This is a genomic window from Blautia pseudococcoides (genome assembly GCF_001689125.2).
Taxonomy (GTDB): Bacteria; Bacillota; Clostridia; order Lachnospirales; family Lachnospiraceae; genus Blautia; species Blautia pseudococcoides.
In genome coordinates, this window is the sequence record NZ_CP015405.2 from 3,287,790 (window position 1) to 3,311,062 (window position 23,273).

Annotated in this window: 33 protein-coding genes and 1 pseudogene; all 34 read right to left on the reverse strand. The window is 45.2% G+C overall.

The features are described 5' to 3' along the window. Nucleotides 1-7: 7 nt before the first annotated feature. Nucleotides 8-601 carry a 30S ribosomal protein S4 gene (rpsD, locus tag A4V09_RS15675; RefSeq protein WP_065543176.1) on the reverse strand — a complete coding sequence of 198 codons (594 nt, stop codon included), beginning with the start codon at nt 599-601 and terminating at the stop codon, nt 8-10. Between the two features lie 18 nt (nt 602-619). Beyond that, entirely contained in the window at nt 620-1,012 is a 393-nt protein-coding gene (rpsK, locus tag A4V09_RS15680) for a 30S ribosomal protein S11 (RefSeq protein ID WP_018595061.1), read from the reverse strand. Nucleotides 1,013-1,111: 99 nt separating this feature from the next. Beyond that, the gene (gene rpsM, locus A4V09_RS15685) at nt 1,112-1,483 is read right to left on the reverse strand and encodes a 30S ribosomal protein S13 (protein ID WP_018595060.1); all 372 of its coding nucleotides are present in this window, start codon (nt 1,481-1,483) and stop codon (nt 1,112-1,114) included. Between the two features lie 666 nt (nt 1,484-2,149). Further along, on the reverse strand, nt 2,150-2,263 hold the full coding sequence (gene rpmJ / locus A4V09_RS15690) for a 50S ribosomal protein L36 (protein ID WP_003022746.1): 114 nt from the start codon (nt 2,261-2,263) through the stop codon (nt 2,150-2,152). 658 nt (nt 2,264-2,921) lie between these two features. After that, nucleotides 2,922-3,140 (reverse strand): translation initiation factor IF-1, encoded by a 219-nt coding sequence (gene infA, locus A4V09_RS15700; RefSeq protein ID WP_003022750.1) that lies wholly within the window; start codon nt 3,138-3,140, stop codon nt 2,922-2,924. A gap of 3 nt (nt 3,141-3,143) precedes the next feature. Then, entirely contained in the window at nt 3,144-3,419 is a 276-nt protein-coding gene (locus A4V09_RS15705; protein ID WP_065543177.1) for a KOW domain-containing RNA-binding protein, read from the reverse strand. Nucleotides 3,420-3,427: 8 nt separating this feature from the next. Beyond that, the gene (gene map / locus A4V09_RS15710; protein ID WP_065543178.1) at nt 3,428-4,183 is read right to left on the reverse strand and encodes a type I methionyl aminopeptidase; all 756 of its coding nucleotides are present in this window, start codon (nt 4,181-4,183) and stop codon (nt 3,428-3,430) included. 2 nt (nt 4,184-4,185) lie between these two features. After that, entirely contained in the window at nt 4,186-4,830 is a 645-nt protein-coding gene (locus A4V09_RS15715) for an adenylate kinase (protein ID WP_065543179.1), read from the reverse strand. Between the two features lie 159 nt (nt 4,831-4,989). Then, on the reverse strand, nt 4,990-6,306 hold the full coding sequence (gene secY, locus A4V09_RS15720) for a preprotein translocase subunit SecY (RefSeq protein WP_065543180.1): 1,317 nt from the start codon (nt 6,304-6,306) through the stop codon (nt 4,990-4,992). After that, nucleotides 6,306-6,746 carry a 50S ribosomal protein L15 gene (gene rplO, locus A4V09_RS15725; protein WP_018597912.1) on the reverse strand — a complete coding sequence of 147 codons (441 nt, stop codon included), beginning with the start codon at nt 6,744-6,746 and terminating at the stop codon, nt 6,306-6,308. Before rplO ends, secY begins: the two co-directional genes overlap by 1 nt. 23 nt (nt 6,747-6,769) lie before the next feature. Beyond that, on the reverse strand, nt 6,770-6,952 hold the full coding sequence (gene rpmD / locus A4V09_RS15730; protein WP_065543181.1) for a 50S ribosomal protein L30: 183 nt from the start codon (nt 6,950-6,952) through the stop codon (nt 6,770-6,772). Between the two features lie 12 nt (nt 6,953-6,964). Further along, the gene (rpsE, locus tag A4V09_RS15735) at nt 6,965-7,474 is read right to left on the reverse strand and encodes a 30S ribosomal protein S5 (protein ID WP_065543182.1); all 510 of its coding nucleotides are present in this window, start codon (nt 7,472-7,474) and stop codon (nt 6,965-6,967) included. Between the two features lie 19 nt (nt 7,475-7,493). After that, nucleotides 7,494-7,862, reverse strand: coding sequence for a 50S ribosomal protein L18 (gene rplR / locus A4V09_RS15740; protein WP_065543183.1), 369 nt, complete (start codon nt 7,860-7,862; stop codon nt 7,494-7,496). Between the two features lie 17 nt (nt 7,863-7,879). Continuing rightward, nucleotides 7,880-8,419 carry a 50S ribosomal protein L6 gene (gene rplF / locus A4V09_RS15745; protein WP_018597908.1) on the reverse strand — a complete coding sequence of 180 codons (540 nt, stop codon included), beginning with the start codon at nt 8,417-8,419 and terminating at the stop codon, nt 7,880-7,882. Between the two features lie 140 nt (nt 8,420-8,559). Then, nucleotides 8,560-8,961 (reverse strand): 30S ribosomal protein S8, encoded by a 402-nt coding sequence (gene rpsH, locus A4V09_RS15750; RefSeq protein ID WP_065543184.1) that lies wholly within the window; start codon nt 8,959-8,961, stop codon nt 8,560-8,562. Nucleotides 8,962-9,051: 90 nt separating this feature from the next. Continuing rightward, the gene (locus tag A4V09_RS15755) at nt 9,052-9,237 is read right to left on the reverse strand and encodes a type Z 30S ribosomal protein S14 (RefSeq protein WP_065543185.1); all 186 of its coding nucleotides are present in this window, start codon (nt 9,235-9,237) and stop codon (nt 9,052-9,054) included. 18 nt (nt 9,238-9,255) lie between these two features. Further along, nucleotides 9,256-9,795 (reverse strand): 50S ribosomal protein L5, encoded by a 540-nt coding sequence (gene rplE, locus A4V09_RS15760; RefSeq protein WP_029470382.1) that lies wholly within the window; start codon nt 9,793-9,795, stop codon nt 9,256-9,258. 22 nt (nt 9,796-9,817) lie between these two features. After that, nucleotides 9,818-10,129: a 50S ribosomal protein L24 gene (rplX, locus tag A4V09_RS15765; protein WP_018597904.1), complete on the reverse strand. Its 312-nt coding sequence runs from the start codon at nt 10,127-10,129 to the stop codon at nt 9,818-9,820. 11 nt (nt 10,130-10,140) lie between these two features. Continuing rightward, a complete protein-coding gene (gene rplN, locus A4V09_RS15770) occupies nt 10,141-10,509 on the reverse strand; it encodes a 50S ribosomal protein L14 (protein WP_018597903.1) in 369 nt (122 codons plus the stop codon). 21 nt (nt 10,510-10,530) lie between these two features. Beyond that, nucleotides 10,531-10,785 (reverse strand): 30S ribosomal protein S17, encoded by a 255-nt coding sequence (rpsQ, locus tag A4V09_RS15775; RefSeq protein ID WP_033143877.1) that lies wholly within the window; start codon nt 10,783-10,785, stop codon nt 10,531-10,533. Nucleotides 10,786-10,873: 88 nt separating this feature from the next. Beyond that, nucleotides 10,874-11,086, reverse strand: coding sequence for a 50S ribosomal protein L29 (gene rpmC / locus A4V09_RS15780; RefSeq protein ID WP_065543186.1), 213 nt, complete (start codon nt 11,084-11,086; stop codon nt 10,874-10,876). Beyond that, on the reverse strand, nt 11,076-11,513 hold the full coding sequence (gene rplP, locus A4V09_RS15785) for a 50S ribosomal protein L16 (RefSeq protein ID WP_018597900.1): 438 nt from the start codon (nt 11,511-11,513) through the stop codon (nt 11,076-11,078). Before rplP ends, rpmC begins: the two co-directional genes overlap by 11 nt. Before the next feature lie 2 nt (nt 11,514-11,515). Further along, on the reverse strand, nt 11,516-12,172 hold the full coding sequence (gene rpsC / locus A4V09_RS15790; RefSeq protein WP_065543187.1) for a 30S ribosomal protein S3: 657 nt from the start codon (nt 12,170-12,172) through the stop codon (nt 11,516-11,518). 11 nt (nt 12,173-12,183) lie between these two features. Next, complete coding sequence (rplV, locus tag A4V09_RS15795) at nt 12,184-12,570, reverse strand: 50S ribosomal protein L22 (RefSeq protein WP_018597898.1); 387 nt, start codon at nt 12,568-12,570, stop codon at nt 12,184-12,186. 23 nt (nt 12,571-12,593) lie between these two features. Continuing rightward, complete coding sequence (rpsS, locus tag A4V09_RS15800) at nt 12,594-12,875, reverse strand: 30S ribosomal protein S19 (protein ID WP_018597897.1); 282 nt, start codon at nt 12,873-12,875, stop codon at nt 12,594-12,596. Between the two features lie 14 nt (nt 12,876-12,889). Then, nucleotides 12,890-13,735: a 50S ribosomal protein L2 gene (gene rplB / locus A4V09_RS15805; protein ID WP_018597896.1), complete on the reverse strand. Its 846-nt coding sequence runs from the start codon at nt 13,733-13,735 to the stop codon at nt 12,890-12,892. A 261-nt stretch (nt 13,736-13,996) separates the two neighbouring features. Continuing rightward, nucleotides 13,997-14,296: a 50S ribosomal protein L23 gene (rplW, locus tag A4V09_RS15810; RefSeq protein ID WP_065543188.1), complete on the reverse strand. Its 300-nt coding sequence runs from the start codon at nt 14,294-14,296 to the stop codon at nt 13,997-13,999. Continuing rightward, complete coding sequence (gene rplD, locus A4V09_RS15815) at nt 14,296-14,916, reverse strand: 50S ribosomal protein L4 (protein WP_065543189.1); 621 nt, start codon at nt 14,914-14,916, stop codon at nt 14,296-14,298. Before rplD ends, rplW begins: the two co-directional genes overlap by 1 nt. Before the next feature lie 29 nt (nt 14,917-14,945). Next, nucleotides 14,946-15,581 carry a 50S ribosomal protein L3 gene (gene rplC, locus A4V09_RS15820; RefSeq protein ID WP_065543190.1) on the reverse strand — a complete coding sequence of 212 codons (636 nt, stop codon included), beginning with the start codon at nt 15,579-15,581 and terminating at the stop codon, nt 14,946-14,948. Nucleotides 15,582-15,718: 137 nt separating this feature from the next. Beyond that, on the reverse strand, nt 15,719-16,036 hold the full coding sequence (rpsJ, locus tag A4V09_RS15825) for a 30S ribosomal protein S10 (protein ID WP_065543191.1): 318 nt from the start codon (nt 16,034-16,036) through the stop codon (nt 15,719-15,721). A gap of 404 nt (nt 16,037-16,440) precedes the next feature. Continuing rightward, nucleotides 16,441-16,782, reverse strand: a pseudogene (gene ystJ, locus A4V09_RS15830) (NADP-dependent malic enzyme); the annotation flags it as partial. Nucleotides 16,783-16,887: 105 nt separating this feature from the next. Beyond that, nucleotides 16,888-18,054 (reverse strand): sortase family protein, encoded by a 1,167-nt coding sequence (locus tag A4V09_RS15835; protein ID WP_065543193.1) that lies wholly within the window; start codon nt 18,052-18,054, stop codon nt 16,888-16,890. 260 nt (nt 18,055-18,314) lie between these two features. Next, nucleotides 18,315-19,685, reverse strand: a complete 1,371-nt coding sequence (locus A4V09_RS15840; protein ID WP_065543194.1) for an aminopeptidase — start codon at nt 19,683-19,685, stop codon at nt 18,315-18,317. A gap of 444 nt (nt 19,686-20,129) precedes the next feature. Next, nucleotides 20,130-23,273 carry an alpha-mannosidase gene (locus A4V09_RS15845; protein WP_065543195.1) on the reverse strand — a complete coding sequence of 1,048 codons (3,144 nt, stop codon included), beginning with the start codon at nt 23,271-23,273 and terminating at the stop codon, nt 20,130-20,132.

Consider the following 23,273-nt stretch of genomic DNA (forward strand, 5'->3'; position numbering starts at 1 on the left):
GTGCATATTACTTAGAATACAACTCGACGATTAACATCTCGTCAACAGGAACGTCGATTTCCTCTCTTGTCGGAAGTGCTTTTACTTCACCTTTCAGATTTTCCTGGTCCATATCTAACCAAGCCGGTACAAGACGTCCGCCTGTTGCTTCCAGTACGTCTTTATATCTCTGAGAAGATTTGCATTTTTCTTTGATTTCGATTGTGTCTCCGGCTTTTACCAGGTAAGACGGAATGTTTACCTGTTTGCCGTTTACCATTACATGCTTGTGGTCAACGATCTGTCTTGCTTCTCTTCTGGTTCTTGCTAATCCCATACGGAAGATTACATTATCCAGACGTGTCTCCAGCATGATCATCAGGTTTTCACCTGTCTGACCCTGTTTCTGGTCAGCCTTTACATAGTAGTTACGGAAAGGTTTCTCCAGAACGCCGTAGATGAATTTAGCTTTCTGTTTTTCTCTTAACTGAAGTCCGTACTCAGACATTTTTCTGTTTGCTCTTCTTAACTGTCTGGTGGATTTCTTGTCAATTCCCATATATACAGGATCCAGACCCAGGGATCTGCATCTTTTCAGAACTGGTACTCTATTTACTGCCATGATTTCTTAACCTCCTAATTAGACTCTTCTACGTTTTGGTGGACGGCATCCGTTGTGCGGAACCGGTGTTACGTCACGGATACTTGTAACTTCCAGACCGCAAGCTGAGAGCGCACGAATTGCTGCTTCTCTTCCTGATCCCGGTCCTTTTACAAAAACGTCAACAGTCTTCAGACCATGAACTAACGCTGCTTTTGTAGCAGTCTCTGCAGCCATCTGTGCTGCGTACGGAGTAGATTTCCTTGAACCTTTAAATCCCAGACCACCGGCACTTGCCCATGATAAAGCATTTCCTTCAGCATCTGTCAATGTAACGATCGTGTTGTTGAAAGATGACTGGATATGTGCCTGTCCGCGTTCAACGTTTTTCTTAATACGCTTTTTTGTCACTTTTTTTGTAACTTTAGCCATTTTTAAACTAACCTACTTTCTCACTTATTCAAAAATTATCATGTTTCTTATATTATCAACTATAGAAAGCACGCTATGATGACTTTCTATGGTCATAAATTATTTCTTCTTGTTAGCAACAGTTCTCTTCGGGCCTTTTCTGGTTCTTGCATTTGTCTTAGTCTTCTGTCCACGAACCGGAAGTCCTTTTCTGTGACGGATTCCTCTGTAGCATCCGATTTCCTGTAATCTCTTGATGTTCAGAGCGATCTCTCTTCTCAGATCACCTTCTACAGCGATGTTCAGTTCGTCGATTGCATCACGGATTTTTCCTACTTCTTCGTCAGTTAAATCCCTGCAGCGAGTGTCAGGGTTTACACCTGCCTCTACTAAAATACGGTCAGCACTTGTTCTACCAATTCCATAGATATAAGTCAGACCAATTTCAACACGTTTTTCTCTTGGTAAGTCTACACCAGCTATACGAGCCATGTACTTGTTCCTCCATTGTTCATAGTATTATTGACGCCATATTGTATTAAAACAATTCAAGATATTGAGCACCAATAATCATGTATTATTGACGCCATATTGTATTAAAACAATTCAAGATATTGAGCACCAATAATCATGTATTATTGACGCCATATTGTATTAAAACAATTCAAGATATTGAGCACCAATAATCATGTATTATTGACGCCATATTGTATCAAACAATCAAGATATTGAGCACCAATAATCATGTATTATTGACACCATATTGTATCAAACAATCAAGATATTGAGCACCAATAATCATGTATTATTGACACCAGTATTATAACGAAACAGTTTAAGTTATGGAGCGCCAATAATCGGGTAATATTGTTCCTAATTGGGATACATAAAAATGACGGGTCTCTATGCATCCAGCCGCAAAATAAAATTTTACGCAGCCTTTCCGTCACGGCAGAGCGACGGTATTAAGCAATATTCTGCAATCGTCCTCTCGGCAGGACGACAAACGTGATATATTACTATATTTGATCAGTACGAACAACGCAACCGCGCGTTTCATACTGCAGCCGCACTAAAATAATTCACACAAATCACATCCATCAAACATTCACTCGAATCTCATACCCAGCTAACAGGCAATCCATAAGAGTCTCATGCTTAACCCTGACGCTGTTTGTGTTTCGGGTTTTCACAGATAATTCTGATACTGCCTTTTCTTTTGATGACCTTGCATTTTTCGCAAATCGGTTTTACAGATGATCTTACCTTCACGGATAACCCTCCTTTCTGAATTTCTCTGCACATGGGCATAAAAAGTCCACGTACGAGCACAAAAGTACGTTTTTAATGATAACACTCTTTTTACAAGAACGCAAGCACTTTTTTTAATTTTAACCCCATTTTCTCACCCTATTCACTCCGCCATAATTTTCCACCAAAAAACCTCCCCAAAAACCCATTTCTTCTATATACTATTCCCCATAAGCACACATTCCCCAATTCCCCTTTCCCCCCGAATACCAACATCCCTCATACTCTATTCTCTTCTGTGAACACCAGCAGTCATCTCATACTATTGCTTCATTGAACAACACCAACAGCCATCTTATACTTTCCCTTCTAAAAACAACAACAGCCCTCTTACACTTTCCCTTCCGAGAACACCAGGGGAGGGAGAGAGATTGGGGTGAGCGGCGTTTCACGGAGCGTCTGGGAGATCCACCTGCCCCAGTCACTTAATGAAGAAGCCACTGCTGATGAATTTAGTGAATGGGAGCAGGTTATATCCCTGACAAGCGCAGTGCGCCGCTCACCCCAATCTCTCCCCCTCCCCCGCCTCCTCCGGCCTCCCTATATCCAAAAAAAAGCAGAGACACGCCTCCCTTCAGAAGCCCGCATCTCCACTCCATTTCCAATTCAGAAACGATTCCTACTTGTCTCTCCAGATAATCCTGCCCTTACTCAAATCATACGGTGACATCTCAATCGTAACCTTATCACCCGGAAGAATCCTAATAAAATTCATCCTCAGCTTCCCACTGATATGCGCCAAAATCACATGCTTATTCTCCAATTCCACCTTAAACATAGCATTCGGCAACTTTTCCAACACTGTTCCTTCTACTTCAATTACATCTGCCTTTGACATAAATCAAACCTCCTGTTTACTCCTATATTCTTTGATCACTCTCTTGATAATTTCATTCTTCAACTCCCCATGCTCACTGAGATTCCTCTCAATTTCCGGGGAAATCCTGCGGTGAATCCGGACATGCCTCAATTTCTTCTTCTTGGGATGCTCACAAGTCCTAAGCGTTCCGTCAGCCAGATAGACATATCCGTCCTCCGCCCTGACGATGATATAATATCTGCCGGTGTCATGGCCAGCCATGGAAACGGCTGCCATTCCTGCTCTTACCTCGCTCATAGGGTCACCTACTCACTCAAGGTCAGTATTTCCGGCTCGCCGTCTGTGATGAGAATGGTATTTTCATAATGGGCTGACAGGGAACCATCCTCTGTCACCACAGTCCAGTCGTCATCCAGCCAAACCACATCGGCTCTGCCTTCATTAATCATCGGTTCAATCGCAAGAGTCATACCTGCCTGAAGTCTCAGTCCTCTGCGCTTCTGACGGAAATTCGGTATCTGCGGGTCCTCGTGCAGGCTTGTGCCGATTCCATGTCCGACCAAATCCCTGACTACACCGTAACCGAATTTCTCCGCATATGCGCCGATGGCTGCGGAGATTTCATATAAATGCTGTCCTGCCCTGGCATACTTGATTCCTTCAAAGAAACTCTGTTGTGTTACATCAATGAGCTTCTGTGCTTCCGGTGCGATTTCACCCACCGCATGGGTACGCGCTGCGTCCGAGTGATATCCTTTGTAAATTAATCCGGCGTCAAGGCTCACAATATCCCCATCCTGGAGAATATGGTCTTTGCGCGGAATCCCATGTACTACCTCATCATTGACAGAGACACAGATAGAAGCCGGATATCCGTTATAGTTGAGGAAATTCGGTATACAGCCCATCTCACGGATAAGCTTTTCTCCATACTGGTCAATGTCGAGGGTGGAGATACCCGGACGGATAAAATCCCTCAGCTCGTCGTGTACCTTTTCCAGAAGCCTTCCGGCCTCTCTCATAAGTTCAATTTCATTGGCAGTTTTTATCGATACTGACATTTTTACGCTCCTAATATTTTGACGATCGCCTGGAACACATCTTCCATATCAACGGTTCCGTCAACCTGTTTTAATACACCGGACTTGGTATAGTAGTCAATCAGGGGCTGTGTCTGGTCATGATATACTGTGAGACGTTTTAAAACAGTCTCCGGTTTATCATCATCCCTCAGGATCAGTTTCTCACCGCAGATATCACATACATCCTCTGTTTTCGGGGGATTGTACTTGATGTGGTAAGTAGCGCCGCATCCTACACACGCTCTTCTGCCTGACATACGGTTCACAATATTCTCATCCGGAACATCCACATCAATGGCATAATCCACTTTCTGGCCCATTTTAGCCAGTGCTGCGTCCAGACTCTCTGCCTGGGGAATCGTTCTGGGGAATCCATCCAGCACATAACCATTCTCACAGTCATCCTGTGCCACTCTGTCCACTACCAGGTCCACTACTAATTCATCCGGAACCAGCAAGCCCTGATCCATATAGGTCTTAGCCTTTTTACCCAGCTCTGTTCCGTTCTTGATGTTGGCACGGAAAATATCACCTGTGGAGATATGCGGAATCTGATACTTCTCCGCAATTTTCTTCGCCTGTGTTCCTTTTCCTGCTCCCGGTGCGCCTAACATAATAATCTTCATACTTCTCTTCCCCTTTCGTATTTCAATCCGCATTCCGCCTTAAAGTATAAGCGCGGCATCATAGCCCACGGATCGCTGCCCAGACCCCAATCAGGGTGTGTATCCTTATATAGCATTTTAGTGCACCCACAAAAGTGGGTACACTTAAGTCATATATGCTTATTCACTTAAAAATCCCTTGTAGTTACGAACCAGCATACGGGACTCAACCTGCTTGATCGTCTCCAGGACAACGCCCACCACGATGATGATGGATGTACCGCCGAAGGAAACATTTGCACCGAACACACCATTAAAGAAGAATGGGATAACGGCAACAATTACCAGGCCTGTGGCACCGATGAAGATAATGTAACTTAAAATTTTCTCCAGATACTCCTGTGTCGGCTTACCGGGACGGATACCTGGAACGAAACCGCCCTGTTTTTTCATATTATCCGCTACTTCCATCGGGTTGAAGGTGATGGATGTATAGAAATAAGCAAAGAAAATAACAAGAACGATATAAACAACCAGACCAACGGAATATACCGGCTCATTTGGATTGAACCAGTTGCTTGAAGTCAGACCTTTTAAAATCTTGCTTCCGATTCCCGTACCGCCGCCCTTACCCAGGAAGCTTGCAATGACTACCGGGAAAGACATAAGGGAGGATGCAAAGATAATGGGAATAACGCCGGCAGTGTTTACCTTAAGGGGAATCGCACTGGACTGTCCGCCCATCATTTTTCTTCCCACCATCTTCTTGGAATACTGGACCGGAATCTTCCGCTCTCCACCGTTCAGAATAAGTACCAGCACCACAACCAGCACGATGATGGCCAGGATGATGATAGCTGCCAGACCTCCTCTTGCGATTGTATTCCCTTTGACGAATTTCTCAAACAGGGATGCCAAGTCGCTTGGGATCCTGGAAACGATGTTGATCATCAGGACGATGGAAATACCATTGCCCACACCTTTCTCAGTAATCTGCTCACCAATCCACATCAGCATTGCAGAACCACCGGTCAGAGTCACGACTGCGACTACGATACTGGTAAAGTTCATCTCTGTGAGCCAGCCGCGGTTACCGAATCCGATTACCATAGCAACAGACCGGAACAGAGCCAGACCTACAGTTAAATAACGGGTGATGGCAGTCATTTTCTTCCTGCCCTCTTCACCGTCACGCTGCATTTCTTCCAATTTTGGAATAGCAATTGTCAGAAGCTGAATGATGATAGATGATGTGATATATGGCGTAATACTCAACGCAAAGATAGACATCTGTTCAAATGAACCGCCTGTAAATGCATTGAAGAAATTGAACGCATCATTAGACTGGCTGGCAAACAGGTTCTTGAAAAAGTCCCTGTCTACGCCCGGAATTGGCAGCTGAGAGCCAATCCGGACAATAACCAGCATTAACAATACATAGTAAATTCGACGTCTTACATCTTTTATTTTAAAAGCGTTCCTAAGAGTCTCAAGCATTAAATCACCTCGACTGTTCCACCTGCAGCTTCGATTTTAGTTTTAGCGGTTTCGCTTACAGCATTAACCTTTAAGTTGATCTTCTTTGTGATCTCACCGTTTCCGAGAATTTTAACGCCGTCACCAAGACGGGAAATAGCCCCAGATGCCAGTAAAGCTGCCGGTGTTACTTCTGCTCCATCCTCGAATCTGTTTAACTCGCTGACATTGATCGCCACGATGTCTTTAGAGTTTCTGCATTTGAAGCCTCTCTTAGGAAGTCTTCTGTATAAAGGCATCTGACCGCCTTCAAATCCAGGTCTCTTAGCTCCGGAACGGGCTTTCTGTCCTTTATGGCCTTTACCTGCGGTCTTACCGTTTCCTGAACCGTGGCCACGGCCTCTTCTGAAGTTGTCGCTCTGTCTGGAGCCTTCAGCTGGTTTTAAATTTGATAAATCCATGACTGCACCTCCTTCTTCAATGATTAGATTTCTTCTACTTTCACTAAGTGTCTTACCTGGCGGATCATACCGCGAACGGCTTCATTATCAGGCATTTCCACTGTCTTGTTCAGTTTTCTTAAACCTAAAGCTTCTACTGTTTTTCTGTTTTTCGGAACAGCACCGATTGTAGATTTCACCAGGGTGATTCTTAATTTATCTGCCATTTTTCAATCCTCCTACGCAAAAATCTCGTCAACAGATTTTCCGCGAAGTTTTGCTACTTCTTCCGGAGTCTTTAACTGACTTAAACCTGCGATGGTAGCCAGAACTACGTTCTGTTTGTTACGGGAACCCATACATTTGGTACGGATGTTTTTGATACCTGCAAGCTCGATCACCGCTCGGGCCGGGCCGCCGGCGATAACACCGGTACCTTCCGGAGCTTTCTTCAGCAGCATCTCAGCACTTCCGAATTTTCCGATGAAGTCATGTGTGATACTTCCGTTTTCGTCTCTTGCTACTGTTACAAGTTTCTTCATAGCATCCTCTTTTCCCTTGCGGATCGCTTCGGGAATTTCAGTTGCCTTACCTAAACCAGCGCCTACGTGACCATTGCCGTCACCTACAACAACTAAAGCTGTGAATCGGAAGTTACGACCACCTTTAACAACCTTTGTTACACGCTTGATTGACACTACTTTTTCTTCTAATTCTAACTGACTAGCATCAATGATAGAACGTTTCATGTGTTCATTTCCTCCCTTATTAGAATTCTAACCCAGCTTCACGTGCTGCGTCTGCCAATGCCTGAACTTTTCCGTGATATATAAAGCCGCCTCTGTCAAAGACAACCTCTTTGATGCCTGCTTCGATAGCTTTCTTACCGATCACAGTTCCTAAATATGCTGCAGCATCAACGTTATTGGTTTTTTCCAATTCTGCTTTTACCTCTTTCTGAGTGGTAGAAGCGGAAACCAGAGTTTTTCCAATGGTATCGTCAATAATTTGAGCATACATATGATTATTGCTGCGGAAAACTGCTAAACGTGGAGTTGTAGCGGTGCCGCTCAGATGATTTCGTAATCTTCTATGTTTTTTTGCGCGAACTTTCGCTCTTGATACTTTACTAACCATTTTTACACTCTCCTTAATTATTTCTTACCAGTTTTACCAACTTTACGTCTGATAACTTCATCAGCATACTTAATACCTTTGCCTTTGTATGGCTCCGGTCTTCTCTTATCTCTGATTTCAGCAGCATACTGGCCAACTTTTTCTTTATCAATTCCTTTTACGACGATCTTATTACCGTCTACAGAAGATTCCAGTCCTTCTGGATCTTCCATCTCTACCGGATGTGAATATCCTAAGGAGAGAACCAGTTTTTTACCCTGTTTTGCAGCTTTATAACCTACACCGTTAACCTCCAGAGTTTTTTCATATCCCTGGCTTACACCAATCACCATGTTCTGGATCAGTGTTCTTGTTAAACCGTGTAAAGATTTCATTTTCTTTAAATCGTTTGGTCTTGTAACAACTACCTGACCATCCTCTAATTTGATTGACATCTCTGTCGGTAACGCTTTTTCAAGTGTTCCTTTTGCGCCTTTTACGGTCACAAAATTGTTCTCAGCAATTTTAACTTCTACGCCTGCCGGAACAGCTACTGGCTGTCTTCCAATACGTGACATACCTGTTGTCCTCCTTACTTAAATTTTCGGAAAGGCCTATTATGGTTCCTTTCTGTTTTCAGTATCTCTATCTACACAGTATCCCCGTTCCGTAAAAAAGGGGGGATGGCATCGTACAACTTCACTAAGCTGCTTTCAGCCTACCATACGAATGCTAATACCTCGCCGCCAACGTGCAGTTTTCTTGCTTCTCTGTCTGTGATAACACCCTGGTTTGTGGACAGGATCGCAATACCCAGTCCGCCCAGAACTCTCGGAATCTCCTGGCTGCCTGCGTATACACGTAAGCCCGGTTTGGAAATTCTTTTCAGACCTGTAATAATTTTTTCGCTCTTGTCCGCACCGTATTTTAAGGTGATACGGATTGTTTTGAATGCGCCGTCTTCCAGAACGTCGTATTTTGCAATATATCCCTCTTTAACCAGGATATCTGCTATAGCAAGTTTCATTTTAGATGCCGGAACATCTACTGTATCATGTTTTGCAGTATTAGCATTACGGATTCTTGTAAGCATATCTGCAATTGGATCACTCATTGTCATTAGAGTTTCCTCCTTCTATTCTTTATCCCATATCCGCAATGGCGGATGAACTGATTAGATTCACTGCGCACAAAATGATGTGCGGGCTTTTTACCAGGATGCTTTCTTAACTCCCGGAATCTGGCCTTTGTATGCTAATTCACGGAAGCAGATTCTGCAGACTCCGTATTTTCTCAAGTAAGCATGTGGACGGCCACAAATTCTGCAACGATTATATTCTCTTGAAGAGAATTTCTGTTTGCGCTGCTGTTTTAATTTCATTGCTGTTTTAGCCATGAATTTTCCCTCCTATATTTACTTTGCAAATGGCATGTTAAATAATGTCAATAATTCGCGGGCTTCTTCGTCTGTCTTAGCAGTTGTAACGAAAATGATGTCCATACCTCTTACTTTATCGACTTTATCATATTCCACTTCAGGGAAAATTAACTGCTCTTTGATACCGAGTGCATAGTTACCTCTTCCATCAAACGCGTTAGGGTTAACGCCGCGGAAGTCACGTACCCGGGGCAGTGCTAAGTTGATAAGGCGATCAGCAAATTCATACATTTTTTCGCCTCTTAAGGTTACTTTACAACCGATCGGCATGCCTTCACGGAGTTTGAAGTTAGCAATGGAGTTTTTCGCTTTTGTTGTTACAGCTTTCTGACCTGTGATCAGTTCCATGTCAGCTACGGCTGCATCTAACAGTTTCGCATTTTCCTTTGCTTCGCCTACACCCATGTTTACAACGATTTTGTCGAGTTTCGGCACTTCCATGATATTTTTATAACCAAACTTTTTGACCATACCATCTACGATCTCATTTTTGTATACTTCTCTCAGTCTGCTCACTTTAAAATGGCCTCCTCTCTTATTAATCTATTACTTTGCCTGTAGCTTTGGCGAAACGCACTTTTTTGTCGCCTTCCATCTTGAAGCCGACTCTGGTAGCTTTGCCTTCATGTACTAACATAACGTTAGATACATCCAGCCATGCTTCCTTCTCTACAATACCGCCCTGCTGATTAGCCATGGAAGGTTTTGTGTGCTTTGTTACCATATTTGCGCCTTCAACCAGAACAGCACCTTTTTTCGGATTAACAGAGATTACTTTTCCTTCTTTGTCTTTATCTTTACCGGCGATCACTTTAACCGTATCACCTTTTTTAATTTTAAATGTTGACATCAGGTTACCTCCTATAATACTTCGGGAGCTAAGGAAACAATTTTCATAAACTGTTTCTCACGAAGCTCTCTGGCTACTGGTCCAAAAATACGGGTTCCTCTCGGAGTCTTATCATCCTTGATGATGACTGCAGCGTTCTCATCGAATTTGATGTAGGAACCGTCTTTACGACGAGCGCCTTTTCTAGTACGAACAACAACGGCTTTCACAACATCACCTTTTTTGACAACACCACCTGGTGTTGCATCTTTAACAGTAGCAACGATTATATCACCGATGTTAGCATATCTTCTCGTAGAACCACCCATAACACGGATGCAGAGGATTTCTTTTGCACCTGTATTGTCAGCGACTCTAAGTCTACTTTCCTGTTGAATCATGCTTGGATTCCTCCTTACGAATTATTTGGCTCTTTCAACTACTTCAACAAGTCTCCATCTCTTGTCCTTTGACAGAGGTCTTGTTTCCATAACTTTTACAGTGTCACCGATATTGCATGTGTTTTCTTCATCATGCGCTTTTAATTTATATGTTCTCTTCACAATTTTTTTGTAAAGAGGATGTTTAACGTGATCTTCAATAGCTACTACGATGGTTTTGTCCATCTTGTTACTCGTAACTTTACCAACACGTGTTTTTCTAAGATTTCTTTCCACGGTTATGCTCCTTTCATATTGAAGTTCTTTTCGCTTTGCTCAAAGAACAACGATTATACTAAGCTCGAAAAGGCCTCGCCAAGTATAATCAGTTTGCTGCTTTTGCCTTGTTCTGGGCAATCAGTGTCTGAATTCTGGCAATATTTTTACGAACCTCTTTGATTCTGCTTGTATTGTCCAATTGATTGGTTGCATTCTGAAATCTCAAATTGAAGAGTTCCTTTTTAGCAGCTACTAATTCTTCCTGTAATTCTGCAGCTGATTTTGTTTTTAAATCTTCTACATAATTTTTAATTTTCACTGTTATCACCGCCTTCTAAGTCTGCACGAGAAACGATTTTACATTTACATGGTAACTTGTGCATAGCAAGACGCAGCGCTTCGCGTGCTGTCTCTTCCGGCACACCTGCGATTTCAAACATGACTCTGCCTGGCTTTACAACTGCTACCCAGTATTCTAAGGCACCTTTACCGGAACCCATACGTGTTTCTGCTGGTTTTGCTGTTACTGGTTTATCCGGGAAAATTTTGATCCAAACTTTACCACCACGTTTAATGTAACGGGTCATAGCAACACGGGCTGCCTCGATCTGGTTGGATTTGATCCAGCACGGCTCAGTTGATACTAAACCGTACTCACCATAGTTGATCTTATTTCCTCTTAATGCTTTTCCTTTCATGGATCCGCGGAATTGTTTACGACGTTTAACTCTTTTAGGCATTAACATAATTATTTATCGCTCCCTTCCTTAGTCCCTTTAGTTGGAAGTACTTCGCCATTGTAGATCCATGCCTTAACGCCAACTTTGCCGTAGGTGGTATCTGCTTCAGCGAAACCGTAATCGATATCTGCTCTAAGTGTCTGCAGCGGGATATTTCCCTCGCTGTAAAATTCTGTACGTGCCATATCTGCACCGCCAAGACGTCCTGATACAGCAGTCTTGATTCCTTTTGCTCCGGCTCTCATGGTTCTCTGCATAGTAGATTTCATGGCACGGCGGAAGGAAATACGGTTCTCTAACTGTAATGCGATGTTTTCAGCTACTAACTGCGCATCTTTGTCCGGTCTTTTTACTTCTTTGATATCAACGATCAGTTTTTTGTTTGTGTAGTTCTGTAATTCAGCTTTTACTTTTTCGATCTCTGAACCGCCTTTACCGATAACAACGCCCGGTTTTGCAGTATAGATGATCACTTTTACTCTGTCAGATGCTCTCTCGATCTCGATCTTAGAAACACCTGCGCTGTATAATTTCTTTTTCAGGAATGTCCTGATATTATAATCTTCCACTAAGTTATCAGCGAAGTCGCCTTCAGCGTACCATTTGGAATCCCAATCTTTGATAACGCCGACTCTCAGTCCATGTGGGTTAACTTTCTGTCCCATGATTGTCCTCCTTATCTCTCATCCAACACAACGGTAACATGGCAGTTTCTCTTTTCGATCCTGTAAGCTCTGCCCTGTGCTCTCGGTTTGATTCTCTTCATAGTCGGAGCTTTGTTTGCGTAGCACTCTGCGATATAAAGGTTTTCCGGGTTCATACCATTGTTGTTTTCAGCGTTTGCGATTGCTGATTCCAGTAATTTTTTGATCACGCTTGACGCGTATCTTGGGTTATATGTCAGGATACCAAGAGCAGTCTGAACGTCTTTCCCACGGATCACATCCAGTACATAGCATGCTTTCTGTACGGACATTCTAGCGTAGGATATCTTCGCAGACGGTCTTGTATCTTTATTAGCATTTCTTGCCCTTTTAATCTGACTTCTATGTCCTTTAGCCATGATAAAAGCCTCCTTCTAAAATATTAACGAACACCTGATTTTTTCTCGTCTTTGCCATGTCCTCTGTAGGTTCTGGTGGCTACGAACTCACCGAGTTTGTGTCCTACCATATCCTCTGTTACATATACCGGCACATGTTTTCTTCCGTCATGGACAGCGAATGTGTGTCCTACGAAGGACGGGAAGATTGTTGAACGACGTGACCAGGTTTTGATAACTGTTTTATTTCCAGCCGCATTCAGAGCGTCTACTTTTTTCAGTAAGCTTTCATCTGCGAACGGTCCTTTTTTTAATGAACGAGCCATTTAGCCTTACCTCCTTATTTCGCTAATGTTTTACCATCTCTTCTTCTTACGATATACTTGTTAGACTGTTTGTTTTTCTTTCTTGTCTTCAAGCCAAGAGCCGGTTTGCCCCATGGTGTACACGGACCCGGACGGCCGATACCGGTCTTACCTTCACCACCACCGTGCGGATGGTCATTCGGGTTCATAACAGAACCACGAACGGTAGGTCTGATACCCATGTGACGTTTACGTCCTGCTTTACCAATATTGATAAGGCTGTGCTCGCCGTTACCTACTACGCCGATAGAAGCGCGGCAGTTGATCGGAACCATTCTCATTTCACCTGACGGCAGACGAAGGGTTGCGTATTTACCTTCTTTTGCCATTAACTGTGCACCGTTTCCGGCGGAACGAACTAACTGACCGCCTTTGCCCGGGTACAGCTCAATGTTGTGTATCATAGTACCAACCGGGATCTCTGACAGAGGCAGGCAGTTTCCTACACGAACCTCGGCGTTTGCGCCGTTCTGGATCTTCATGCCAACCTTTAATCCTTCCGGAGCAAGGATGTATGCTTTTTCACCGTCTGCATATGCGATCAACGCAATGTTTGCAGTTCTGTTGGGATCGTACTCGATTGTTTTTACTGTTGCCGGAACATCATCTTTTCTTCTCTTGAAGTCGATGATCCTGTATTTTCTTCTGCTTCCGCCGCCGCGGTGCCTAACTGTAATTTTACCTTGGTTATTACGTCCAGCGTTTTTGTTTAAGGACACTACCAGAGACTTCTCAGGAGTTGCTGTTGTGATTTCAGAGAAATCAGAACCTGTCATGTGTCTTCTGGAAGGTGTATATGGACTATAGGATTTAATTCCCATTTCTGTCTCTCCTTTCATTCTCCACGCCGCAAGCGTTGTGTTCACAACGCATCCTGGCGTTTTCATGCCGGCAGTCAAATATCGGATTAATTTTTCTTGACTGCACTTAGTTACTATTTTAAGTTCTTCGCCCCCACTGTAAAAAGAAGGGGTATGTTCACTCAACTAAATTCAGCTTTCGCTTCGCTGGGCTTCATTAAGGTTCGTGAACGGCGTTCACACTAAGTTCAATCTTCACTTACGTTCAGTTTCACTAAGTGCTTACAGCCCCTCGAAGATTTCAATATCTTTGCTGTCCTCTGTTAAAGTAACAACAGCTTTTTTGGTTTTTGCTGTTTTGCCGAAGGTTGTTCCGCGTCTTTTTGTCTTGCCATCTAAATTCATGGTGTTGACAGTTTTCACTTTTGCTCCTTCGAACATTTTCTCAACAGCTTCTTTGATCATGGTCTTGTTTGCTTCCGGATGAACTAAGAAAGTATATTTCTTCTCGCCCATAGCAGCCATGCTCTTCTCGGTAATAACCGGTTTCAGGATTACATCATAATACTGTACGTTTGCCATTATGCGTATACCTCCTCAATTGAAGCTACAGCAGATTTTGTCAGGATTACCGTATTGTATTTCAGAACATCATATACATTAATGGTGTTCGGTAATGCTGTGATCACGTCCGGGATGTTTCTAGCGGATAATACTACATTCTGATCATTGTCAGCCAGTACCACCATTGCTTTGGAAACATTCAGGTTCTTTAAAACTGTCTGCATTGCCTTGGTTTTTACTTCATCTAATTTCAGGTCATCAAGAACGATGATCTTGTTCTCCTGTACTCTGCTTGTCAGAGCGGACTTAAGAGCAAGTCTTCTTTCTTTTTTATTCATTTTGATCTCATAATCTCTTGGAACCGGAGCGAATACAACACCGCCGCCTGTCCACTGGGGAGATCTTGTTGAACCCTGTCTTGCATGACCGGTTCCTTTCTGTCTCCACGGTTTTCTTCCGCCGCCGCTCACTTCAGAACGGGTTTTTGCCTTCTGAGTTCCCTGACGTTTATTTGCAAGCTGACGAACAACAGCCAGGTGCACTAAATGGTCGTTGATCTCAACGCCAAACACTGCATCGTTTAATTCCATTGTTCCAACTTCTTTGCCTTCCATATTATAAACAGATACGTTTGCCATCTGTGTGGTCCTCCTTTCCCAGAAAAACTTTATTTCACGTTTTTAACAGATTCTTTGATTGTCACTAAGGATTTCTTCGGTCCCGGAACGCTGCCTTTTACTAAGAGCAGGTTGTTGTCAGTATCAACTTTAACAACTTCCAGGTTCTGAACTGTTACTTTTACATGTCCCATCTGGCCTGGCATCTTTTTGCCTTTGAATACCTTGCTTGGATCAGATGCTGCACCGTTGGAACCTGCATGACGATGGAATTTGGAACCGTGAGCCATAGGTCCTCTGGACTGTCCGTGTCTCTTGATCGCGCCCTGGAATCCTTTACCTTTGCTGATCGCGGTAACATCAATCTTATCGCCCGCTTCAAAAACATCGCATTTGATTTCCTGGCCCATTGCCATTTCTTCTGCACTGTCTAATTTGAATTCTCTTACAAATCTCTTGCAGGAAACACCAGCTTTGTCAAAGTGTCCTTTCAGTGGTTTGTTGACAAGGCTTTCTCTCTTGTCTGCGAAACCAACCTGTACTGCACTGTAGCCGTCGTTATCCTGTGTCTTAACCTGTGTTACTACACAAGGACCAGCCTGCAGCACTGTTACGGGAGTTAAAACTCCGTCTTCATTGAAGATCTGTGTCATTCCGACTTTGGTAGCTAAAATCGCTTTCTTCATTTTTTCTTTACCTCCTGTGAATCTACAGCGGATTACACTGCGTTGTGCAATCATCCTAGACAGACAGTCAATATAGACTATATATCAACCTTGTAAGGATAATCTCATCTCTTACCGGCAAGCCCGCTAAGCATGCCTTATCTCTGTTTCATTTTGATATCAATGTAAACACCGGCCGGCATCTCTAAACGAGACAGGGCATCAACTGTTTTCTGAGTTGGTGTGATGATATCAATGAGTCTCTTATGAGTTCTCTGCTCAAACTGCTCTCTGGAGTCTTTGTATTTGTGTACCGCACGCAGGATAGTTACTACTTCCTTCTTAGTGGGAAGCGGCACCGGTCCGCTAACAGTTGCTCCATTTTTCTTTACAGTCTCGATGATCTTGCTTGCGGATGCATCAACCAACTGATGATCGTAAGCTTTTAATGTGATTCTCATTACCTGACTTGCCATAAAAAAAGTCTCCTCCTTTTCGCACTTACTAAGTAGTACGACAAGCGGCGACTGTACACATTCCCGTGTGTGTCATCTAACGTTTCACACACTCCCACATTTCCGTGGTAAGTCTTCAAGATTTTGTACAGTGACTTGTCGTCAGTTTCCTAACTTGACATTCGCTCCACGGAAAACCTGCCATTTGGCAGCAACCTCGCGCTTCACAGCTATCAATGTCACAGCACTAGTTAGTATACAGGATGTTTTTCCAGAATGCAAGGTATTTTTTTCTTTTTTTGAAAAAAGTTTGCATTTTTTCCCGCACACGGTTTTTTTCTCCTCTAAATATGGGAATCAGCGGCACATTTCCGCTTTTTGGAAGAATGTGCCGCCATATTGCCGTCTGTCTTCACCCATATCTCTTACTTTTCAGCCACTCCTGACGTTCTGGCCGCCTCTGCCACGGCTGCGGCAACTGCTTTGGCCGCCCTGCTGTCAAAAGGATTTGGTATAATATAGTCAGGATTCAGATGCTTCCCGTCAATCAGGCCGGCAATGGCATAAGCAGCCGCAATTTTCATCTCGTCATTGATATCAGACGCGCGCACATCCAATGCTCCCCGGAAAATACCCGGAAATGCCAGCACGTTATTAATCTGGTTGGGGAAATCACTTCTCCCGGTCCCCACAACAGCGGCCCCGGCCTTCCTGGCAAGGTCAGGCATAATTTCCGGCACCGGATTCCCCATAGGAAAGAGGATGGGGTCTGCTTTCCTACCGGAGAGAACCGCAGCCTCCCCCTCCATCCCGTCCACCCCGCCAAAAAAAGGAACAACGTCCAAATGAACGTCATCCCTTTTCCATCTCGTCTATAACAATTTAGAATAATCCAGAAGTGTCACCTCATTATCCTTATCCTCGATCACTTCCGGCGTCTCCCCCGCCGCCTCTGCCTTAGAAAGCAATTCAGTCACAGACGGGGCAGGAAGTACGGCTTCCTTGTCCACTACAGGCACCTCCTCAGGTTCAGGTTCAATCTCCTCTTCCTGCTGTACCTCTTCTTCGGCAGCCGTTTCTTCCTGCGGCTGCGCAGCTTCCTCATCTGCTGTCACCAAAGCAGCGCTGTCATCAGATACCGCTTCCATTTCAGATACCTCCGAAACTCCCGCTTCTTCCGCCTCATCCATGTTCAGAAGGATTTCTGCAGTCTCCTGGGGCACTACAGTTTTCTGTACCTCCTCAGGTGCTTCAATCTCTCCATTCTGTACCTTTGCAATACTCTCTGCAATAGATGCCATGGCATCTTTCATAGCGCTGTCATATTCATCAGGCTGCTTTTCCGGTATGGGAGCAGCGTTCAAATCTGGAGCTTCCTCCTCATCTTCCGTCTCTTCCTCATCCAGAAGACCCTTCTTTTCAAGCTTTCTGCGGCGCTTCTCCTCTTTTTTGAGGCGCTTACGCTCCTTGCGGCTCAGCTTTTCTTCTTCGTCATCCTCCTCATCTTCGTCTTCCTCGCTGTTATCCTCATCCGAAGTGTTTTCATCCTCTTCGTCGTCATCAGCTTCATCCTTGCGCCATAACTCAGCCAGGATAAAGAGAATGATCAGAAAGATCACACCAAGCCCTACTACGATCAGCCCTTCCTTGCTCTGCAGGGCAATGGCTGCATATGCAATGTAGGGAACTACCACAACGACTTTCACCGCATTATTGATCAGCTGAACCGTCTCCTCTTTGGCATTCTTGTCGTACACGCTTTTTACTTTGTACGAACCAGCGGAGGAATCCATATCCGTAACTTTATAGACATATGCCTTATTGTTGCTGGTATAAATAATCTTATCGCCCTTTTTCAGACTCGCGGCCTCTATCTCCCTTCCGTAGGCAACAGAACCTACCGGAAGATTGGTCTCTTTACTGCTGTTGTCATTCATTACTGTGTTGACCCCTGCAAAGGGAGGAACGAGCAGGGCGGCTGCCACAAGTATTGCGCAGATCACAACCAGATTCACAATAAATTTCAAAAACTTAGACATGTGTGTATTCCTCATTTCGTAATCTCGTGCTAGAGTGTGATATACAGCTTACCGAAGTAATTTTCAAACACACTCTGATTTTTTGCTGAAGTCCATGCATATTTTATATTAACATTTTCCGGCTGAGATGTACATAGGAAATCGCAAAAATTTTAACCCGGCCAATCAGGTCACTGTTCACTCCATGACCAGTACCCCGGACAGGATCAAGTCTCCGGGTCCTCTGCGCCCAAGCACAGAATCCCGGATCGGCCCGCATTTCAGCAGTTTCTGAGGAATGCCAAATATCCCTGATAGGCCTCATAGATATCCACTTTGCTGGCTATTTCCCAGGGGGAATGCATATTCAGCACAGGCACGCCGCAGTCAATGACTTCCATATTATAGTTGGCCAGAATGTAGGCAATTGTTCCGCCTCCGCCTGCATCTACCTTCCCCAATTCTGCTGTCTGGAATGATACGTTGTTCTCATCCATAATATGCCGAAGCTGAGCTATATACTCAGGATTGGCGTCATTGGACCCGCTTTTTCCCCTGGAACCGGTATATTTGTTGAAGGTGATCCCATGTCCAAGATAGGCTGCATTCTTCTTCTCCATTACCTCCGGGTAATTCGGGTCAAAGGCTGCGCTTACATCTGAGGACAGCATCCTGGAGTTCTTCAGCGCCCTGCGGACCAGCAGCTCGCTGTACTGCCCACAGGCGTTCATGACCTCTGCCACTGTGTTCTCAAAGAAGCGTGACTGCATTCCAGTGGCACCTACACTGCCGATCTCCTCTTTATCCACCAGCAGACATACAGAGGTATACTTCACCTTCTCTGCAGCCGCGGTCGCTTCAAAGGAGGGATAGGCACACACCCTGTCATCATGCCCGTATGCCATAAGCATACTGCGGTCCAGGCCAAAGTCTCTTGCTGCCCCCGCAGGGACCACTTCCAGTTCGGCAGAGATAAAATCCTCCTCCTCCACCTGATACTTCTCCTTTAATATAGAAAGGATCTTTGCCTTTACCGCCTCAGTCTCCACTCCTTCCAGCGGAATACTGCCCACAAGCACATTCAGGTTCTCCCCTTCAATGACTTCCCTGGCGTTCTTCTCCATCTGTTTTCCGGAAAGGTGTACCAGCAGGTCTGAGATTCCCACAACCGGGTCATCCGCATCTTCACCGATGACTATGGGGAGCACAGTGCCGTCCTTTTTTACCACCACACCGTGCAGTGCCATGGGCAGTGTCACCCACTGGTATTTCTTCACGCCGCCGTAATAATGCGTGTCAAGAAGCGCCTGTTCTGCCTCCTCATAGAGGGGATTCTGTTTCAGGTCAAGCCTGGGGGAATCCACATGGGCTCCCAGGATGCGCATCCCTTTCTCCATGGGTTCTTCCCCGATCACAAAAAGGGCCAGGGCTTTTCCCATATTGTCAGCATATACCTTATCGCCGGCCTTCAGTTCTGACCCTGCCTCCACAATATCGTCAAGATTTTTAAATCCTGCCTTTCTGGCTTTCTGGACCATCCAGGCAACACATTCACGCTCTGTCTTACAGTCAGATATAAATCTCCTGTAATCCTCACAGAAAGCGAAGATTTCACTTTTGTCCTCATATTTCTTCCAAGCGTTTTCTGTCAATTGATCTACCACCTTTCCATTCAGGCATCGCAGCTGTTTTGTACCATAACAGATACCGTGTCTCTGCCTTTCTCTTATTAAAGATTACTACACAAAGACCGGAAATGCAAGATTGTTTCACTTCACTGGCCATGCAGAGCGTACGGCTGTTACTGTTCACGCGCCACTGTCCCGCCAGGTGTTTTCAGGCCAAAGGCATCAAAATCCCGATGCAGCCAGCGCGATACGGAGCAGAATGCTCCATATCTGTGCATCGCGAAGCGTGTTGCTGGGCACGGAGTGAACAGTAACGTGGGGCTGGTTACCTCACAGGTTTTATCCCATGCTGTATGTTTGTGGTCACGGAGAAACAAACAGTATCAGGCCGGAAATCCGGCATGGCACCTGATGAGGCGCTGTCTGCCAAAATCCCGGCCTGACTGTTTTTCTTCCTATTATAATAGTTTAAAGCTTAAGCTTCAGGGTCTTGATCTCAAAGGGCCTCATCCGGAAGGACACCTTTCTTCCCTCAGGTCTCAGTTCCTCCCTATCTGTTTCCAGCATATCACATTCGCAGACTGTCTTAATGTCCTCCGCAAATGTCAGGGTAACATCTGTCCTTCTGTTAAAGCACTCATAGAGTCTGACAATGACCGCATCCTCCTCCTCGGCCTTTTTCACAACCTCCACAACCACATTCTCCTGGCTGCATGTGACAAAGGAGTAGGTATCCGGCAGGGTGCCCCCCTCATTCTCCTTCACAGACGCCTCCAGAGGATTGTTCAGCAGATATGCCTGGTCCACAGTTCCCGCTTCTTTCCAGCTTCCCTGGTGGGGATAGATGGAGTAAGTAAAGCTATGGTGCTCTTTATCCGCGTCAGGATTTGGATAGATGGCAGATTTCAGCATAGAAATGCCTATCACGCCGTCCCGAACACTGCAGCCGTACTTGCAGTCATTTAAAACACTTACACCATAGCCATCCTCTGATACATCCATCCACTTGTGCACGCATACCTCAAATTTCGCAAAATCCCAAGAGGTATTGGCATGGGTGGGGCGCTTCACATTGCCGTACTGGATTTCAAAAGATGCCTCACCGGTGTGAATGTCCACCGGAAACAGAGCCTTCACAAAAATCTGATGCTCTTTCCAGTCTATTTCATTCTTGATATCAATGCGTGCCGTATTTTCATAAATGCAGATATACTGGCTGATGACAGAATCCAGATAATTCCTGGTAACCTTCAGGCAGCCACACACCGGACCGCACTCTTCTACCTGGATCTCTGCCACATCATCAATCTCCCAGGATTTTTCCGTATAATAATTGTTCAGATCCCAGGCGTCATAGTTGTGGGGCCTGTCCTCATAACTCATAAGCACATTGGCTGCCTGGCCTTCGGGAAGAAGCTCACGGGCTGCCTTCTTGTCATATATGCTGATGAACTGCCCCTTTTCATTCAGGTCAATAGAGAAAAATCCATTCTCCATATGGGTTTTTGTTACCTGGATCTTGGCTTCGTATTTCTCCTCATTCTCTTCCAGCAGGAAGGTCCGGTATCCCTTCGGGGGAACAGCTTTTGCGGTAAACATACAGGTACCGTCATCCTTTTTCTGTACAGGAAGAATCTCCTCCCCTGCCTTCACTGCAGGGTGCAGGAGGTCCTCCGGACACCGGAAACACACCACATCCTCAGCCTCCATGCTGTTTGGGTTGTAAACCACAACGGAATGTCTCGGCGCGTCAATCTGTTCTGCCAGGCTGCCCAGCCTCCTGTCCGTATAGGCCCTGTTTGCACAGAGGATTGTCTCGTATTCCTCCTTGGAGTCATCGTAAACCTCTTTGATGGATGATCCGGGCAGAATATCGTGGAACTGGTTCCTCAGGATCACTTCCCAGCCCTCATGTATCTCTTGGTCAGGATAGGACTCTTTAAGAAGCCGTTCTCCCAGGATGCCGTACAATTCCATGTTCTGGTAAGCAAATTCAGACTTTCGGTTGTACTTTTTATTTCTCGCCATGGAGGTATAGGTTCCTCTGTGGTACTCCAGATAGAGTTCTCCCACCCAGGAAGGCAGATATTTCTTTCCTCTCACTTTCTCATCCAGCACATGGAAGAACTGCCGGGAAGTGCTCATGACCGTTTTGGGGCAGCCCGGGATTCCCTTTGCCAGACGCCTCTGGTTTTCCAGCATGTCTTTTGTGGGACCGCCGCCGCCGTCCCCGTATCCAAAGCTGCACAGAACTTCATCGTTCAGATACTTCTGGCTGTAGCGTTTCCATGCGCCCTTCATCTGGGACGGATTGATGTATCCGTTATAAGTGGTAAAATGTTCTGTCTCGAAACCGCCGTCCACTGCTCCTTTGTTGTAATCCCTGGTTGGCACAAAATGAGTCAGTACCCTGGTGCCGTCAATGCCTTCCCACTCAAAGGTATCGCAGGGCATTTTGTTAAATTCATTCCAGCTTATCTTTGTGGTCATGAAGTAATGGATACCGCATTTTTCCATGATCTGCGGCAGGGCTGCAGAGTAGCCGAACACATCCGGCAGCCACAGGATCTCATTGTCTTTCCCAAACTCGTCCCTGAAAAAACGTTTCCCGTGCACAAACTGGCGGACCAAAGCCTCACCGGAGGCAATATTGCAGTCAGCCTCCACGAACATGCCGCCCTCCACTTCCCAGCGGCCTTGCTTCACACGTTCCTTGATCTCCTCATATACTTCCGGTGCATTTTTCTTTACATATTTATAGAGCTGCGGCTGGCTTGACATGAAGATGTACTCCGGATATCTGCGCATAAGCTCCAGAACAGTGGAAAAGCTTCTCACAGCCTTATCCTCCGTGACCTTCAAAGTCCACAGCCAGGCACAGTCTATGTGGGTGTGGCCCACGCAGTAAATATAAGCGTCACTGTCCCCGCAGTGTTTTTCATAAAATTCTCTGGTAATATACTCCTGTGCTTTATCCAGGCTTTGATAATATTCCCTTGAACCCTCTTTCCTGAGATCCAGCAGGTTCAGGGATTCATTCAGGCAGCCCAGAATGGTCAGGTATGCCTTGTCATCCTCAGGCAGAAGCCTTGCCACCTCAAAGGGTACCGATAGATCATAAAAATATTTCTCTGTCTTTCTGTCCAGCACCTTGACGGTGGAGCAGAGCCTGAGGGCAAAGTTCTGGTCCCCCGTGAAGGCTGACAGGATGATGCGGTACTCCCGGCCTGCGCAGGCTTTTTCCGTAAGGATGATCTCCCTGTGGTTCACGTCCAGCCCCTGGATCCTCTTTCCGTCTACAAAAACAGAAAACTGCGGGTTGGTCGCATCCCACTCCCCTTCTCTGCCGGTCATCAGCTCATACACCACGCACTCCCCGTCAAACTTTGCAGGGATCGTAACCTTTGTCTCGAACCAGTAATACTCCCTGTGACCGCCCCAAAGCTGCTCTCTTGTCAGCATGTCCCAGCCGGAGGTATCCAGATTCTCTAAATCCGTGAACCTCTTTTCTGTCTTCGTCATCCTGTAGTCCTGAATCTGAAAGGACCTGGGATAGATCTGCTCCTGGAGGTATTCCAGCAGTTTGCCGATCCGTTCTCTCATTAACACCAT